This window comes from Streptomyces albiaxialis, from assembly GCF_039530985.1.
GTDB lineage: Bacteria > Actinomycetota > Actinomycetes > Streptomycetales > Streptomycetaceae > Streptomyces > Streptomyces albiaxialis.
The window spans coordinates 1-15,783 of record NZ_BAAAPE010000039.1; the positions used below are offsets into that span (position 1 = coordinate 1).

Consider the following 15,783-nt stretch of genomic DNA (forward strand, 5'->3'; position numbering starts at 1 on the left):
CCCTCCCCCTCTGGCGCGCGTCGCGCCCCCCGGAGGGCCCCCGGAGGGCCCCCGGAGGGAACCCACCACACGGCCGCAGACAGACGAAGAGCCCGGCGGCTACCCCGCCGGGCTCTTAGCGTGCACACGCGAAAACACGAGCTCAGGTGTGCGCGCCGCTCGGTTCACCGTCCGGATTTACACGCGGCGCGGGAGCCGCTGGCGGTGAAGCCGCCGAACCACCCGGCACGGGAGCCGAGCCCGGCGAGGGCGACGCCTTCGGCGTCTCGCCCTTGGAAGCTCCGGACCGAGGAGCGCTCCTCTTCTTCGGACGCCCGCGCGGCCGCCGGGTCGGAGCCTCCGCCCCCATATTGTTGAGTTCGTCGGGCGTCCAGCCGTTCCGCTCGGCTTCTACGTACAGACGCCCGTACTCGGCATCGGTCGCCTCCAGTTCCTCGCGCAGCTTGGTACGCCGGGCGAGCATGTCGGCGAGAGGCCGGATCGCCTCCATGCGGCTCTGATTCAGCTTCTCCGCGCGCTGGACGATCGCCGCGGTTGAGTCTTCAGCGGATTCAGTCATAGGCCCAGGGTAGAGGGTTGCTTGCGTTGCCGTGGAGGTCACGCGGCGAAACCCGCTGATGGCGGAGGCGCGTGATGCTCCGTCACGTCACGACAACGGGGCAAGCGCCGCGCCGCCCTTCCCCCGGCACCCACCCCACAAGCCCAGCCTGACGGAGCAAGTTAGTGCGTAAGGTGACCTTACGCGGGACAGGCTGCCCGGTCGCTCGCTAGACTCGACTCGCCGGGCAGCCTTTTCGGTCCGGGCACGGACCAAGGGGGAGGCATTCGCGGATGCCGGATGGGATGAGATTTTGAGTGAGCCCGACGCACCTGCCGGCCGTCGACTGCGACACACGAAGACCCCACGCGATCACCGTGTGAATCTGCGGATCAGTGCAGCCGAATACGAAGCGCTGAAGCAGGCAGCCGACCGTTCACGGCTCGCGGTCGGTGCGTACGCAGCTCGCTCCGCCGTGGCTGTTGCGAAGGGCGAGATTGTTCCGCTCCCGGTCGATGAGCGGGAGCTACGGCGCGAGGTCATCGACTCCCGCGCCGACATGAACCGGATCGGGAACAACCTCAACCAGATCGCGCACACCTTGAACGCCGACGGCGTGGTGACTCCAGCTCAGCTCGCGACAGTGCTGTCGCGAGTCGAAGATGCCGTTCGGCGCCTGGACGACGCGACCATTTCTCTGATGGACGGACGCCGGTCGTGATCCCGCACAAGGCGAAGGGTGGCAGCCGCACGGCGGGGCTCGTCTACTACCTGTACGGGCCGGGGAAGCGCGACGAACATACGAACCCGCATCTCGTCGCCGCATGGGATGACGGGATCATTGCGTCCCGCGATCCGGGCCGAGTCGAGGGCGCCACGGTGCCCGCGCTCGCGCGACTGCTGGACGCCCCGGTCGAGGCGATGGACGGCAAGCCGCCCAAGCAGCACGTGTACCACGTGCCCGTGCGCCTGGACCCGGGTGACCGCGAGCTTTCCGACGCGGAATGGAACCACGTCGCGCGGGAGATCATGGACGCCGCCGGCATCGCTCCCATGGACAATCCGGCGCGGTCGTGCCGATGGATCGCAGTACGTCACGCCGACGACCACATTCACATCGTGGCGACGCTCGCCACGGCGGAGGGGAGGCAGCCGAACGTGCGCCGTGATGAACCAAAGATGCAGGCGCGAGCGCGCGAGCTGGAGAAGCAGTACGGGTTGCGCGTGCTCGGCAGCGGAGACAAGACCGCGAAGAAGTGGCCGACGGGCGCCGAGCTCGGCAAGGCTGCCCGCCACGGCCGGGACGAGCCGACCCGCGTCACCCTGCACGACCGCGTGCGGCAGGCCGCCGCGAGCGCGACCGGCGAGGACGATTTCTTCGCCCGGCTCGCGAAGGCCGGCCTTCGCGTGCAGAAGCGGACCGCGCCGGACGGGAACACCACCGGGTACTCCGTTGCGCTGCCAGGTGACCGCACCAAGGAGGGCCGGGCTGTGTGGTATTCCGGGAGCCGGCTCGCCCCGGATCTCTCCCTCCCCCGGGTCCGTGAACGCTGGACAGGCCGCGACGGTGCGTCGCCGACGAGGCCGACAACGCGGGCCGAGGCATGGCAGCAAGCGGCCGCATGCGTCGAGCAGGCCGCCGCCGAGCTGTCCCGCTCCGGGGACGCAGAGGGCGCCGGCATCGTGGCCGCGCTCGGCGACGTGCTGACCACCTATTCCGCCGACGCACCCCGCATGGTCCGCGGCGAGATCAAGGAAGCCGCGAAGGCATTCGAGCGCGCGGGCCGAGCGCCGGCCGTTGACCGCGCGTCCAGCCAGGCTCGCCGCCACCTCACCGACGCGACGCAGAGCCTTGTGCTCGGCGCGATGATGGTGGGCGGAGGCAACGAGACGGCAGCCGCCATCGCCCTCATGAACGCGCTCGCACTCGCGGCCGTCGCCGCGTACCAGTGGCACCAGGCCAAGCAGCACCGCATGCAGGCGGAGGGCGCCGCGGCCGCCGGCCGACACCTTCGCGCTGCCACCGAGATCACCACAGGTGCCGCAACCGGCGGAGGACGAGGCCGAAGCTCCAGCCAGAGCAGCCGGAACCGCCGCAGCAGCGCACAGCCGGAGCGGTACGAGCACGTTGTCCGGGAGGCGCTGCCGGGACGGGCAGAGGAGATTTTGAGCGACGAGGCATGGCCCGCGCTCGCGACGACGCTGGAGGCCGCCGGCGAAGCGGGATACATCCCGTCGACCGTGCTCGGCGAGATCGCCGCACAGCGCGAACTCGGCACGGCCGAGAGCGTCGCCCAGGTCCTCACGTGGCGCTTGCAGGGCCGCATGCAACAAGACTCCGTGACACCGCCGAAGACTCCCACGGCGACCGGACCGAAGACGCCGAAGAAGCGGCCGCCGGACCGCCGACTCGGCGAGCAGAGCGAAGCCCAGCGGGCCGCACAGCGAGGACCGGAAAACCGCCCCCGCGGTCCGAGGAGATAGGAGAGAATCACCCCAAGACGCGCCGCACGCGCGGTGCGACACCGCAGCGGGACACGTTTCCCGCTGAACCATCACAGGGGGTGCCCCTTTGAGTGAAAGCCCGATGGAACAGGCCGCCGGACAGACCGCACAAACCGCAGTCATGAGCGTGCGATTCCTCGTTACCATCGCCATGGCCGTATCCGAACGACAGACGAAGGGAAACCCCGAGCGGGCCGCCCAGGTCGAGCGGTTGCGGCAGCTCGACCAGCCGAGCGGGGACGCCGCCCAGCGGTACGCCGGCATGGTGCGCGAGCAGTTCCGGGACCCCAACCTTCGTGACGCACTGCTCAACTCCGAGCAGTGGCCACAGATTGCAAACGATCTGCGCACGCTGGAGGCCGCAGGGATCGACGTGCGCGCCTTCCTCGGCGACGCCGGCCGCATCGCCGAGCGCATCGCCGCGACCATCGCACCGCAGCCGACGCCGGAACAGATGGTGCGCGAGCACCTGGGCGACCGGCTCGCCGACACCCTCGTGAACAGCGAGCGGTGGCCACAGATCGCGGACGAGATGCGGCAGATGCAGGCTGCCGGAATCGACATGCCGCAGATGCTCGCCGCCGCCGCCGAGCCCGGGGCCAAGGTCGAGGCGACGATGAACGAGGCGTGGAAGCAGCACGCCGCCCGAGTCGAGAAGCTGGAGAAGGAGACTGCGCCGGTCCCCGTGCGCGGCACTCCCCCGGCAACGAATGAGAGCCGTCGCGGCCGCCGAGGAAGCGGTGGACGTGGCGACCGCATGGCCACGCTTGCCGAAATGGGACTGTCCACCCAGGAGAACCAGAAATACATCCGGATGCTTCGGGAAAACATCAAGGACCGACACACGGCCGAGGTGCTGGTGGTGTCCAACAAGTGGCCGCAGGTGGCCGCCAGCATGCGCGACCTGGAGAACCGAAAGATCGACCCGGGACCGCGGCTCGCACGTCTCCCCCAGGTCGTTGCCAGCCAGGCCGCGAGAGGTGGCCGGGTCAGTCTCGCGGATGCCGCGCAGGAGGCATTGCGCCACCCCGCACCGACGAGCCGCGTCACCGGCACGGCTGCACGCCAGCCCGTCGGCTCCTACACCCCGAAGGCCCCGGCGCTGAGCAAGGGCGAGGTGAACGGAGCCGTACGGGAGAGCCGGGTGAAGGGGACCGCAGCACCGGCGGCCGACGGGGGGATGGCCGTCACCCCCGAGCAGCTTCGCACCGCCGCGCACCACGTCGCCGGCATGAAGGACGGGGTGAACGCCGAAACGTTGAGCAGGGGGCTCGGCGTCGACCAGCCCCAGGCGAACGCGCTCGTATCGGAGCTGAGCAAGCGCGACGTCATCGGCCGGTACGACCTGTCCACCGACCGGTACCAGGCCCAGGTATCCAGCACCACGGCGGCTGATCTGCTGGTGAACGGGAAGGAGGTCACCGCGAGCCAGGCGAACAAGGCCGCGGCCGCCGACGTTGCGCGTGCGACCTCCAACACCGCCGAGGCCCCGAAGGCGAAGGACAAAGGGCCGGCCGCCGCCCCGACAACGCCGGCTACCCCGGCGCAGACCCACGGAAGGACGCGATGAGCGACGAGTCCCGCACCCGCGACGAGGGCGACGAGCGGCCGACGGCCGTACGTCGCGAGCCCACGTTGAACAAGCGCTTGGACCACGAGAGGGAGACCGAGACGGCTCGCGCGGACGACGCGCTTGGCCGGGCGGATGAGTTCACCCGGGACGGCTACGAGGAGGCTGCCACGGCGGCGTACGGAGACGCCCACGAGCACGAGCACAAGGCCGCCGCGTTCGGCGCCGACGAGCGTCGCTACGAAGCCGCCAACGCCTACTCCACCACGGTTGCGGGGCCACCGGGCCCTAAGAACGTCGGCGCCCAGCAGACGCAGGGACAACAGTCGGCGCAACAGCAGCAGCGGCAGCAGTCCCAGGCCCCGAAGCGCCGGGTCCCCTGAGTCCAGACACAACAGCGGCGGGCGAGACCAGAAGGTCTCGCCCACCGTCGTGCGTGCGGTGTTCGGCTAGAGGGCGGCCGTCGTCTCCACGGGGTCCACGGGCGGCGCGTGGGTGTGCTCGTGTTGCCGGTGGTCCGGAGTGGTCATGCACGCGGTGAGCGGGCCGCCCGGCGACCGCAGCGCGGCAAGGCACGGGTCCAGGTGGTCCCTGTGCCACACGGACGGGCCGGTCCAGCCGCCGGCCTCCGGTGTGGTGAGCTCCTGCCAGGCGATCCACAGCGCGTGTAGCCGGGCTACCGCCTGCGGGTGTTCCCACCAGCGCGAGCACCACGGCGCGTACGACGTGATCTCGTTGAGGTACGTCGGCACCAGGACGTACCGGACCCACTGGTCGAGCTGCTGAAGCTCGGCGTCGAACTCGTCCGGGGACAAGCGGAGGATCAGCGGCGGGGCCGGAGGCTTACCGCTCCCCTTCCCCTTCTTCTCCTTCGTGTCCTCGCCGTCCGGGGACGGCGGTTCGTGCGCGTCACCTTCTCCGCCCGCGGCCCCGAAGTCGATCAGGGCTCCCAGCTTCTCCGTGTTGTCCTGGAGCTGGGCCGCGAGCGCGTGGACGGTCGCCCGCAGGTCCTCCACGTCCTCCGTCACCGATGCCGGAGTCTCCTCGGTCACAGGATCACCTCGGCTTCGTTCGCGCGGGCCGTGATGGCCTTCTCCTCAGCCGCCTTGTCCGCCTTCAGTGTCTCCGCCTGCTCCGAGAACATCCACGGGGTGAGCCTGAACCGGGCCATGGGCGTCCCGCTTGCCCACACCAGGCCGTGCCCGCGTTCGAGCTGCCTGACCTTGGACGCCTGCAAGATCTCCTTCTCTCGCTGGCCCAGGCTGGTCGAGCGGCCCGAGGAACCGTGCGACGTCGAGATGTCCCGTACATCGTGCTTGCCGGCCAGCTTGCTGATGTTCTCCGCGAAATCGGCGTCGTCCTGACCGGCGCCGAGGAGCTTCACTGTGCTCGCGACCCACAGGGCGTCCATCCCGCCTTCGCTCCACACCATCGAGCCCTGTTTGTAGCTCTGGAGGATGGTGACGGGGTTGATGCCGCGACCGCCGAGGTGGCTGTACAGCTTGGGCAAATCGGCGATCCTGCACACGTTCGCCGCCTCATCGAGGACGGCCCGCAGCGGAATGGGGAGCCGGCCGGTGCCGTTGCGCTCGGCCGCCAGCGTGCCGCCGCGGAAGATCAGGTCCGCGATGCTCGCGGTGATCGCGGCCGCCGAGCCGCCGCCGTCCTTGGACAGCAGGTACGCGGTGTCCTTGCTGGTCACGAATGCGTACGGATCGAACTTGGGACGGGACTTGTCCGGCGTCACCCATGCCCGGATCTCCGGGTCCAGGAGGCAGTTCGTCGCCTGCCGGGCCGTCTCATAGATGCCGTCCCGGGTCTCGACCGCGCCGGCGACGGTGGAGGAGAGCCGGGAGGCCAGCGCCGGGTTGCTCGACTTCAGCGCGTTGACCGGGGCCCGGTCGGCCGGGGTGTCCAGCCAGCGCAACACGTCATCGAACGTCGCGCCGGAGACCGCCGCCGCGTGGAAGAGCGCCATCAACGTGTTGGATCCGGCCTTGGCCCAGAAGTCGTCAGCGGCCCGGGTGTCGCTGTCCGCGTTGATGAAGTGCATCGCCAACCGGCTGGCACCCTCAATCGAGCGGGCCGACGAGAGCAGGTCGACCCACACGTCCCGCTCGGCGTACGTGATCTGCTGAAGGTCGAAGGTGTGCGTGGTGCCGTGCCGGGCCCGTTCCCTTCTGGTGATCGCGTACGCGTCGTTGCGGTTCGAGGTCAGCAGGGCCGCGCCCGGGGCATCGAGCAGGATCGGCACCGCGAGACCGGATGTCTTGCCCGCGCGGGGGCCCATCACGACCGTGTACGTGTCCTCATCCGAGCCGTACAGCTCGGGGCCGAACGGCCCGTCGACGCCGTTCGGCGCGAGCTCGCCGAGCCGGACCCCCAGGTCGCGGGTCTCTAGTTCCTTGACCTTCGCCAGCTCCGGGCGGAGCTGGCGGGCCCGTTCTTCGGCGGCCTTCTTCCCCAGCGCACGCATTTCGCGGCGGCCGCCGAGGCCGGAGCCGGGACGGAAGCGGCGCCACAGCAGCACGCCAGCGACGACCAGGCTGACGGCGACGAGGACCAGGAGCACGAGCATGCCCACCAGGCCGCCGGTCGGTGCCTCGGGCCACAGGGCCGACGGGCCGCCCTTGAGGAAGTCGACGCCGGTCGCGATGGAGTACGGGGGCGGGGCCCAGCCGCCTCCCCCGAGGGCGGCCCCGAGGGTGCCGCCCAGCCATGAGGCCGTGCCCAGCACGGCCGCGCCGATGATGATGCCGAGGATGGTCGCAGGCGCCGCCGCGCCCGCTCCAGCCGTCGGCGAGGTCTGTTCGCTCACCCCGTCCCCTCCATCTGCTCCGTAGCCCGGCTCTTGTTCGGGTCGGTCTCGTACATCGCCTCTTCTGAGGGGGTCAGCTGTAGACGGGCCGCCGTGCCCGGCTGGTTACCGAGTTTGATCAGGTACTTTCCGCGTCCCGGGTGGCGGTTGCGCCGCTTGCCGCGCCCGCCCGGGGTGTTGTCGATGGTCGCGACACGGGCGGAGGACCAGGAGGAGACGAGTGCCTTTTCCGCGTCCGAGAGGGGCCGTTGTTCGGACAGCCCATCGAGTTCTTCGGGCGAGAGCGCCCCCAGGATCACGGTGGAACAGCGGCTCATCATGCCCACCGCCTTTGCCCTGTCCTCCTCCGTCGGCAGCGACTTCGGGTCACGGTTGGAATGCGTGATCATCAAACTGACCTCGGACTTGGCCCGGTTGAGCCGGGTCATGCGGTCGAACGCCTGGACCATGCCCGGCCCGGCCCGGAGCGCCTGCCACATCTCATCCAGCGGTAGGACCAACGGGCGGTCCATCATGCCGATGGCGCGGGCCGAGTCAATCGAGGTGTAGGAGTAGGCCCACGTGGCCAGAAGGCCGGCCGCAATCACGTCGTCGTCGGCGGTCAGCAGCGAGGACAGATCGACGGACAGGGCCGGGGCGTCCAGGTCGAGGGGATGCGTCGTGGCTCCGTCGAAGATGCCCGCGAGCGGGCCGTCCGTCAGGTTCTCCAGCGCGAGCGTCACGTCTCGGATCAAGCTGCGGTATGCCTCTTCGGTGTCGACCTCCAAGCGCTGCCAGAGCTCTTTTGGCCCCTCCCTTAGCACCTTCACCACGTCGGGGATCACTGGGTCATCCCCGCCCAGCAGCCGGGTTGCGACGTGCTGAACGGCGAAGTTGACGATGTTGCGTTCCGTCGCGTTGGGCTTGCGGCCGAGGCCCACGTCCGTGGCGAGCAGGGCCGTCAGCAGGCCCGCGCGGCGGCCGTTGATTTCGGCGAGGAGCTGGTCCCGCCGTTCGGGGGCGAGGCCCGGCAGCCGCCCCCGAAGGGGGCCGGAGTCCAGCGGGTTGAGCCGGTCGAGCCCCCGGCCGATGCGGACGACCTGGCCGCCCATGGCCGTCACCAGGGGGGTGTATTCGCCTTTCACGTCGCCGGGGCAGACGGTCATGTGTCCGTATGCCGCGTATCCCAGGCACAGCCGTTTCGCGATGGCGCTTTTGCCCACCCCCGGTTCGGACTGAATCCACACGCCGGGGTTGGTGACGAGTGTGCCGATCCATCCGGAGGGGTCCAGGCACACCAGCTCATGTGTCAGCAGGTCCGGGCCGATCGGTACGCCCTCGGGCGGGAGGCCCGCGCCGAGGACGTACGGGTAGAGGCCGCCTACCTGTCGGCTGGTGGCCTGATAGACGGCGCCCGCGTCGAGGGTGGGCGAGTACCCTGCCCCCGGGCCCCGCCAGCCTTTCCGGCCCGCGATCACGCGAGGGTTCAGGCGCCATTCATCGGCCCCGGTAGAGTCGTGGCCACTCGTCCCGGCTCCCTGCATGAGCCGGGACGAGCTTGCGCCCGCCTTCGTTTTCCGCATCAGGCCCCCTTTCACAACAGCGGATTGATACCGAGAGGCAGGCCGACCAGCAGGCCGGCCGCCTGCCCCCCGTAGGCGGGACGGATACGCATGCCCCCGGAGGACCGGGCCGCCTTCTCCACCTCGCGGCGGGCCGCGGGGAGGTTCGCCCGGTCCTGCACGGTCGTCGTGATGTACACCGACCATTGGACGATGGCCGAACCGGTGGCCTCTTCGAGGGCGGTCCTGTCGGCGTTCTGCGCGTCGACCTTTTCGCGCCGGGTCGCCGCGCGCCGGGTGCGCTGCCGGTAGTCCTCCCGGGCCTGCGCGGCGTTCACCTCGCGCTCGGCGACGGCCGCGCCCTCATCGGACGGCAGTATCCGGTAGGCCAGGGTGACGCGCCGTTGGAACTGTCCGGGACTCAGGAGCCGCAGCAGCACGTCATAGGGGACGTGCCGCCGGGGTGCTGCCCGCAGTACCCAGGAGACGGACACACTGCCGTCGTGCCGGTACTCCTCCCATCCGTCCTCGGCCGCCACCGGCCCGACCTCATGCCAGACCAGTTCGTCAATCTCCTCCCCGGGCGCGTCCAGGTCCTCCGGGTTGAACCCGGCCCGCACGAGGCGCTTCACGTCCTGGTCGCTCGCGACCCGCAGTACGTCAGCGCCGCTGCCCGCCAGGTCCACGCCGTCCAGCGTCCGCAGCGTCTCGGCCGCCGCTTCGGCGGGATTCTTGGGCTTGTTGACCCCGGCTGAGGGATTGATGATCAACGAGAACCAGGCCGAGAGCTGAGCACTCGCGCGGGGGCTGGAGTCGACCAGGTCGCGCATGGTCTGCTTCGCCAGCGCCGGGGCCGAGGCGGTGGCCCGGTCCTGTACGTGATCGGACAGGGCCCGTCCGCTGGACGGGGTGATGTGCAGGGTCACGCTTGCCGCCCGTACGCCGTCCTCGTCGGCCAGGCCCGCGAGGGTGTCGGCCCACGCGCGCACACTCGCCTTCACCGTGGAGCCCGCAGCCAGCAGGGCCCCGGCAGGCTGGAGGAGCATGGTTGCGGTGAACGTGCCGGTCCGCTGGTTCCAGACCAGACCGGCCGCGCCGTCGTCGCCGGGCCGCTCGGCCTTTACGAGTTTGGTCGAGGCGGCCATGCCGGGCAGGTCGAGGCACTGCGGTGCCGCCTGGAACTGCTGGCGGTAGCTGGTCTCTCCCCGCCAGGAGGCGAGTTGCCAGCGCAGCCGGGCGCCAAGGAGGGTCAGCAGCGGCATGCCGTGCCGCTGCCACACCGTCAGCGTGACGACGACGAGGCCGATCGGCAGCGTCACCAACAGCGGCGCGACGCCGCCGAAGGCCACCGAGAGGATCACGACCATGGCGGTGCTGACCACGATTACGGTCTGCGATGTGTTGAGTGTGGCGATGCCGAGCGAGTACGAGCGCCGCCAACCGCCGTACAGCTCAGGCTCGTTCGCGGTAGTCACTTGTCCCCCTGTCCCATGGTGTTGCCTCCCTTGTCTGCGGCCCCCTTGGCCGCTTCCGCCGCCACGATGGCGATGGACGCCGGTCCCCCGGCTGCCGCACCAGCACCAGAGGCACCCGCCGATGAGCCCCCTGCCGCCGCGCCCGACGTTCCGGCCGCTGCCGCGCCGTCGCCCGCTGCCGCACCCTCGGCCGCTCCGCCTGCTCCTGTGCCCGCACCCTGTTGGGCGGGGATCGACGGGCTGTCGGTGCCGTTGGCATTGGCCTGTTGTACGGCGCTGCTGCCGTCCTGCGTGCGCGACGAGTCATCGCCCGAGCCCGAGCCCGAGCCCGAGCCCGAGCCAGAGGCCGGGCCGGACTTGTCCATGTGACCCGCCTGTTCGCTCGCCGAGGTGCCGCCGCCGGAGCCGCCGCCGCTGCCCGAGTGGCCGCCCGCGAATGAGCCGGCCATGCTCATCAGGCCGCCCGCCATGCCGCCCCCGGCGGCCGACGCAGCGCCGACCGCGACGCCGATCGGCGCGAACAGGGTCAACAGCGCTTTGAGAGCGACGACGGACAGGACGAGCGTGGTCACTCCCCGGATGAAGTCGATGATCTTGTCCGAGTTCTCGATCTCTACGAACCCGACGGTCATGATCAGCGCGGCACAGGGCTTGTAGCAGATCACCGCCATGATCATGTTGATGAGGTTCGGCAGCCACTTCCGGGCTCCCTCGGCGCCCATCTGCCCGGCTCCGGCAATCGGCAACAGAAGTGCCTGAATCGGTACCGCCGCCTGCCTGAGAAAGAGAAGTACGACCTGTACGCCGCCAACCAGCAGTACGACGAGGGCAATGAAAAGCAGCCCGGCGGGATTGCCGATCTGCGGCAGCAGCATCGCGGTGATTTTCTCCGGCGCTTTCCCGTCGAAACCGACACCGAGGATTACATCGGTCAGCTTGTCGGAGGCGATCAGCAGGGCGTCAATCATCCCGACACCCACAGCGATCACAAAGCAGTTGATCAGAAGCCCTTGAACTGCCTGCGCGATGGGTTGCCCCTTGCGCTGGATCATGGTTCTGATACCGGCCAGCATCGCGAGAATGACCGCGATGGCCGTACCGATGCCGAGCATGATCGCATGCAGACTGACTTTCTTCGTCGGGTCCTTTGGATCGGTCGGTTCCATGACGCCGCTGTCTTTCACCTGTACCGAATCCGTGGTGAGCCACCAGGTGAGAGATTTCTTCATCATGTCGCTGGTGAACTCCACCGCGGCTTTGGAGAAGTCACCGAGGACCGAGTCAGACAGGGACTTAGCGGCTTCCTTGGCTGCCCCGGACGGGCCCTTTTCGATGATCTTCTTTCCGCAGCCGATGGCCCCGATAGCGGGCGAGATGACACCCGCCTTGCACATCGTGCCCCACACGTCCGTCTTGGCCGTCGGGACGTGAGCGGGAGAAGCTGCCGGGACATGGGCAGGTGCGGCGGATGCCGGCGCCGCCCCCAGCCCGACGACGACCAGGAGGGCCAGGAGGACCGCAGCAGTCCGTGCGGCGAGGGACCTCACCGGTCCCCCTCTTGAATCGCCTTCCAGCCCAACTCGCTGAACTTAGACGACCCCAGGTCGGCCGGCTCGGGTGCCTCGGGCGTCCCGCCCTTCGGGGTGGGTGTTGTCTTCCAGTCGCCGCCCTCCCAAACGACCTCGGCCGGGACCGCCTGCAACCGGGTCTTGGATTCCGCGCCGTCTCCGGCGCTGGAAGTGATGCGGGTCAACGTGAAGACCTGCACGCGGTCCTTGGAAATCTGCTTCCACTGCACCCCGATGGGGGCGCCGTTGATCGTGGCGTCCTTGGGCGGCGTCTGTCCGGAGGGGACTCCGGCGAACTGTGCGACAGCCGCCGCCGAGGCCGCCGCCTGCTTGGCCATCGGCGCTCGATACTGGGCCACGGTGTACGTTTCCGCACCCCGCTTGACGGCGTCCTTATCGAAGGTCCAGGCGTTGCGGTTCGCAGCGACCGCCATGGCCGCAGCCCCGCGCACGGTGTGCGGGAATTCGACGGGGAGCCCGTTCTCCTTGCCGTCTCCCTTGGGCAGCTTGATCCAGGTGTCCGGGTCTGTGTATCCGTCGTCCTCGGGCAGCGTGCTCGCCGAGGCGGACGGCTCCGGCTGGGCCGAGGTGCCGCCGTCCCTTCCGCCCTTGGCCTTGTCGTCACCGTCGTCACCGGCCGTCGCCACGGCGACGACGAGCGCGACCAGGAGCACGACGACGCACACCAATACGGCGATCAGCAGGCGCATCCGGCGCTGTGAGCGCTCTTTGAGATCCAGGGACATGCCAGCCTCCCTATGCGCCGATGACGGCGGGTACGACTCCGGCGGCCAGTGCGACGACGGAGAGCCCCGCGATCACCCACAGAGCGCCCACGGCGCCCTCGGCCGACATGTGGCCGCGGTTGCGGCGGCCGACCATCATCATGATTCCGCAGGCGATCAGCCCCAGGATTCCGGCACCGATCGCGAACCACTTGCCCCACCCGACCCATTCGGGCAGCACGTTTTCCATGCCGGGAGGGGCCTCGGGCCCCTTGTCCCAGTCGGTACCTCCGTTCGCTGCCAGCACGTCCAGGGTGTCCCCCGCGTGGTGCATCCAGTGCATTCCGCTCTCCTCTGTCTATTTGGGCAGGTTGAACCGTCTGCGCAGCCGCTCCGCCGCCCGGCTCACGGCCCGGTACTCCAGCGCTTCCGCTGGGGAGTCGACCCCCCGCAGCCTGTAGAGGTAGGGAACCTCGGCCACTCCCAGCACCCGCGAACCGATCGCCCTCAACCGGTATTTGGCCGGCCGTGGCGGCGCCATCGGCGCATCGCGTACGACGACGAGCCACGGGCGGGGAAGGTCGGGATGCCAGTTCCCGAGCATTTCGGCTGCTCTCTTCATGCCGAAAGCGGTGGACTGCGCCACCAGTACAGGCATGTAATACAGAGGCAGTTGTGAGCCGGGAGTCAACTCAATGGCATTGCCGGTAGTTGCGGGATCCAGGAACGCCGTCACAGTGGTGACGCCCGCTCCCCCGTGAGCCCCAAGGACGGCAACGGCCTGTCGTGTCGCGACGCTCTGACTGTTCATCAGCTGACCCATCATCCCCCCCGGAAGCACTAGCAGTCACCGCTAAGCTACCATAAGTGCCTGCCATGTATGACGCTTACAAGTTGGGGACCATGAGCCGGTCAAGCGGTGTCCAGACATTCCGGTCGGAGCGGCTGAAAAGGGAGCGACAGAAAGCGGGGCTCAGTGCGGAACAGGTGGCAGTGCTCGCGGGAATCAGCCCCGAAACGGTCCGGCGAGCCGAATCGGGGGCAGGCCGGTACCCCAGTGCCCGCGTCGTCCGGCAGCTCGCGGAGGCACTGGGGACCACGGTGGAACACCTCGCACCATCAGGCGACTCCCCCCGCACGCTCCGGCATATCCGGCAGCAGCTCGGCAGGACACAACGGGAGATCGCGCAACTGGTCGGCAAGAGTGTCCAGATGGTCAGCCGGGTCGAGCGCGGGGTCTACCGGGCCAGCCAGCCCGAGCTGTGGGCCAAGGCATACGCGGTGAGCCGCAAACGCTGGCTCTCCGCGTGGCAGGCCGGCCGCGATGAACGCGGGCGGGCAATCAAGGACAGGGGGGGGACATGAGTAAAGGGCTCATGCTCGGAGCCGCCGCCGCGGTACTCGCGATCCCGGTCCTGGCGGTCGGCGGTGCAGTGATCGCACTCGCCGACGAGGAGGAAGAGCAGGACGCGGGAATCGTCGCGGGAGGGCTGGGGCTCAATACCGCTTTGCTGCCAGACAGAGCACTGAAGTACGTGCCGTGGGTCAAGAAGTCAGCCACACAGTGCGAAGGGCTCTCCCCCGGCATCCTTGCAGCGCAGATCCAGCAGGAAAGCCAGTGGCGTACCAACGTCACGAGCGGCGCGGGCGCCCAAGGGATAGCGCAGTTCATCCCGTCCACCTTCGCCGCCTATGGCGAGGACAGCGACGGAGACGGACACACCGGGACAGACGACCCGGAGGACTCCATCATGGCCCAGGGCAAATACATGTGCAGCCTGCTCGCACGGGCCAAGAAGTCGCAGTACGGGGGAAACCCGATGAAACTCGCCCTCGCTGGATATAACGCCGGATGGGGCGCAGTCCAAAAATACCGGGGAATCCCTCCCTACAAGGAGACGAGTCACTACGTCACCGTCATCACCAAGAACGCGGCCAAGCTCAACACCGCAGTGACGATCTCCGGAAGCGGGGACGGCGCCAAGGCCACACGCCGGGCCGCGACACAGCTCGGCATCCCGTACTCGTGGGGCGGAGGCAAACCCAATGGGCCCAGCAAGGGGTTCTGCGACGGGACGAACGGATACATCGCAGGCAAGTGCTCCGCCGCGGTGACAAGCGGATTCGACTGTTCGTCGTTGGTCCAGTACGCGTATTGGCCGACGACGCAACTCCCGAGGACCGCAGCCGACCAGTACGGCGCCACCTCCAACCGCACCGTGAGCAGGAGCGAACTGGAGGTGGGCGATCTGCTGTTCTGGTCACACGGAAGGGCCGGAGGGATCTATCACGTAGCCATCTACAAGGGGAACGGGCAGATCATCCAGGCTCCCCGCACCACCAGAGACGGCAAGACCGTCGCCAAGATAGAGGTGAAGAGCGTCGCGCAGGCCATGCCAGCAGGCGACTACTACGGGGCCACCCGTCCCAACTAGTTTTCGCGTGTACACGCGAACTCAGGTGGTTGGCTCCCTTGAGCACAGACAGGGCCCGCACTCCCGGACGGAGTGCGGGCCCGGAGGTTGGCCGTCGAAGTGTCAGGCGGTCGACGGTCGACGGTCGACGTAGACCCGATCAGCCGATGCGTTCAGCGACGCCATGATGGCGGCCAGATCATCCACCGGAGGCCCCGACGGCACGGCCACGGCCGCAGGTTCATCCGCCGGCTTGGGCGCCGGGGAGACTTCGGGTACAGGCTCCGGTTCCGGCGCTGTCGGCGGCACCAGGGGCCAACCTCCCCGCGGCTCCACAACGTTGCTCGTCTGGCTCATCAGCACAGCACCCCAACCGACAGCGCCAGCGCACACAGCTCGTCATCCAGCGGCGGACGCGGAGCCGGCACGGCCGGACGCCCGGCGATCCGGCCCACCGCGAACCGCACCGGCCCCGAAGACGACGCGGGGACGGCCCGCGCCGTCAATACGCACTCACGGCCGCTCAGCGACCGCTCCTCTACCCTGAGCATGATTCTCCCTAGAGGGTCGAGGCCCCTGGCGATGACGAGGTAACCGGCATCGCCGGGGCCGAACTAGAGGGGGTCGGG

Annotated in this window: 15 protein-coding genes; 6 read left to right on the top strand and 9 right to left on the bottom strand. The window is 69.1% G+C overall.

The features are described from left to right. Positions 1-142: 142 nt before the first annotated feature. Positions 143-559 carry a hypothetical protein gene (locus ABD343_RS40700; RefSeq protein ID WP_344535922.1) on the bottom strand — a complete coding sequence of 139 codons (417 nt, stop codon included), beginning with the start codon at positions 557-559 and terminating at the stop codon, positions 143-145. A 292-nt stretch (positions 560-851) separates the two neighbouring features. Here ABD343_RS40700 and ABD343_RS40705 point away from each other — a divergent pair, with 292 nt between their 5' ends. From ABD343_RS40705 to ABD343_RS40720, 4 genes are all read left to right on the top strand, one after another. Beyond that, positions 852-1,259: a plasmid mobilization protein gene (locus ABD343_RS40705; RefSeq protein ID WP_425578394.1), complete on the top strand. Its 408-nt coding sequence runs from the start codon at positions 852-854 to the stop codon at positions 1,257-1,259. Beyond that, the gene (locus ABD343_RS40710; protein WP_344535924.1) at positions 1,256-3,022 is read left to right on the top strand and encodes a relaxase/mobilization nuclease domain-containing protein; all 1,767 of its coding nucleotides are present in this window, start codon (positions 1,256-1,258) and stop codon (positions 3,020-3,022) included. Before ABD343_RS40705 ends, ABD343_RS40710 begins: the two co-directional genes overlap by 4 nt. Before the next feature lie 103 nt (positions 3,023-3,125). Further along, the gene (locus tag ABD343_RS40715; RefSeq protein ID WP_344535925.1) at positions 3,126-4,613 is read left to right on the top strand and encodes a hypothetical protein; all 1,488 of its coding nucleotides are present in this window, start codon (positions 3,126-3,128) and stop codon (positions 4,611-4,613) included. Continuing rightward, positions 4,610-4,996, top strand: coding sequence for a hypothetical protein (locus ABD343_RS40720; protein WP_344535926.1), 387 nt, complete (start codon positions 4,610-4,612; stop codon positions 4,994-4,996). Before ABD343_RS40715 ends, ABD343_RS40720 begins: the two co-directional genes overlap by 4 nt. 66 nt (positions 4,997-5,062) lie before the next feature. Here ABD343_RS40720 and ABD343_RS40725 read toward each other — a convergent pair whose 3' ends face one another. The 8 genes from ABD343_RS40725 to ABD343_RS40760 are packed head-to-tail and all read right to left on the bottom strand — an operon-like array spanning position 5,063 to position 13,476. Then, positions 5,063-5,665: a DUF4913 domain-containing protein gene (locus ABD343_RS40725; RefSeq protein ID WP_344535927.1), complete on the bottom strand. Its 603-nt coding sequence runs from the start codon at positions 5,663-5,665 to the stop codon at positions 5,063-5,065. Continuing rightward, positions 5,662-7,431: a type IV secretory system conjugative DNA transfer family protein gene (locus ABD343_RS40730; RefSeq protein ID WP_344535928.1), complete on the bottom strand. Its 1,770-nt coding sequence runs from the start codon at positions 7,429-7,431 to the stop codon at positions 5,662-5,664. The genes ABD343_RS40725 and ABD343_RS40730 overlap by 4 nt, the downstream gene beginning before the upstream one ends. Next, a complete protein-coding gene (locus tag ABD343_RS40735; RefSeq protein WP_344535929.1) occupies positions 7,428-8,993 on the bottom strand; it encodes an ATP-binding protein in 1,566 nt (521 codons plus the stop codon). The genes ABD343_RS40730 and ABD343_RS40735 overlap by 4 nt, the downstream gene beginning before the upstream one ends. 11 nt (positions 8,994-9,004) lie before the next feature. Beyond that, positions 9,005-10,447 (bottom strand): SCO6880 family protein, encoded by a 1,443-nt coding sequence (locus tag ABD343_RS40740; RefSeq protein ID WP_344535930.1) that lies wholly within the window; start codon positions 10,445-10,447, stop codon positions 9,005-9,007. After that, the gene (locus ABD343_RS40745) at positions 10,444-11,994 is read right to left on the bottom strand and encodes a TrbL/VirB6 family protein (protein ID WP_344535931.1); all 1,551 of its coding nucleotides are present in this window, start codon (positions 11,992-11,994) and stop codon (positions 10,444-10,446) included. The genes ABD343_RS40740 and ABD343_RS40745 overlap by 4 nt, the downstream gene beginning before the upstream one ends. Then, on the bottom strand, positions 11,991-12,761 hold the full coding sequence (locus ABD343_RS40750) for a DUF8175 domain-containg protein (RefSeq protein ID WP_344535932.1): 771 nt from the start codon (positions 12,759-12,761) through the stop codon (positions 11,991-11,993). Before ABD343_RS40750 ends, ABD343_RS40745 begins: the two co-directional genes overlap by 4 nt. A 10-nt stretch (positions 12,762-12,771) precedes the next feature. Next, positions 12,772-13,083: a hypothetical protein gene (locus ABD343_RS40755; RefSeq protein ID WP_344535934.1), complete on the bottom strand. Its 312-nt coding sequence runs from the start codon at positions 13,081-13,083 to the stop codon at positions 12,772-12,774. Positions 13,084-13,098: 15 nt separating this feature from the next. Next, complete coding sequence (locus ABD343_RS40760) at positions 13,099-13,476, bottom strand: hypothetical protein (protein ID WP_344535935.1); 378 nt, start codon at positions 13,474-13,476, stop codon at positions 13,099-13,101. A gap of 140 nt (positions 13,477-13,616) precedes the next feature. On the opposite strand from ABD343_RS40760, the gene ABD343_RS40765 reads away from it, so the two are divergent. Together ABD343_RS40765 and ABD343_RS40770 are read left to right on the top strand one after the other, a co-directional pair. After that, positions 13,617-14,105, top strand: coding sequence for a helix-turn-helix domain-containing protein (locus ABD343_RS40765; protein ID WP_344535937.1), 489 nt, complete (start codon positions 13,617-13,619; stop codon positions 14,103-14,105). After that, entirely contained in the window at positions 14,102-15,175 is a 1,074-nt protein-coding gene (locus ABD343_RS40770; protein WP_344535936.1) for a C40 family peptidase, read from the top strand. Before ABD343_RS40765 ends, ABD343_RS40770 begins: the two co-directional genes overlap by 4 nt. Positions 15,176-15,783: the final 608 nt, after the last annotated feature.

Coding starts and splice junctions, on each gene's coding strand:
- ABD343_RS40700 (WP_344535922.1), bottom strand. CDS start 559: ATGACTGAATCCGCTGAAGACTCAACCGCGGCGATCGTCCAGCGCGCG.
- ABD343_RS40715 (WP_344535925.1), top strand. CDS start 3,126: ATGGAACAGGCCGCCGGACAGACCGCACAAACCGCAGTCATGAGCGTG.
- ABD343_RS40720 (WP_344535926.1), top strand. CDS start 4,610: ATGAGCGACGAGTCCCGCACCCGCGACGAGGGCGACGAGCGGCCGACG.
- ABD343_RS40735 (WP_344535929.1), bottom strand. CDS start 8,993: ATGCGGAAAACGAAGGCGGGCGCAAGCTCGTCCCGGCTCATGCAGGGA.
- ABD343_RS40750 (WP_344535932.1), bottom strand. CDS start 12,761: ATGTCCCTGGATCTCAAAGAGCGCTCACAGCGCCGGATGCGCCTGCTG.
- ABD343_RS40755 (WP_344535934.1), bottom strand. CDS start 13,083: ATGCACTGGATGCACCACGCGGGGGACACCCTGGACGTGCTGGCAGCG.
- ABD343_RS40765 (WP_344535937.1), top strand. CDS start 13,617: ATGTATGACGCTTACAAGTTGGGGACCATGAGCCGGTCAAGCGGTGTC.
- ABD343_RS40770 (WP_344535936.1), top strand. CDS start 14,102: ATGAGTAAAGGGCTCATGCTCGGAGCCGCCGCCGCGGTACTCGCGATC.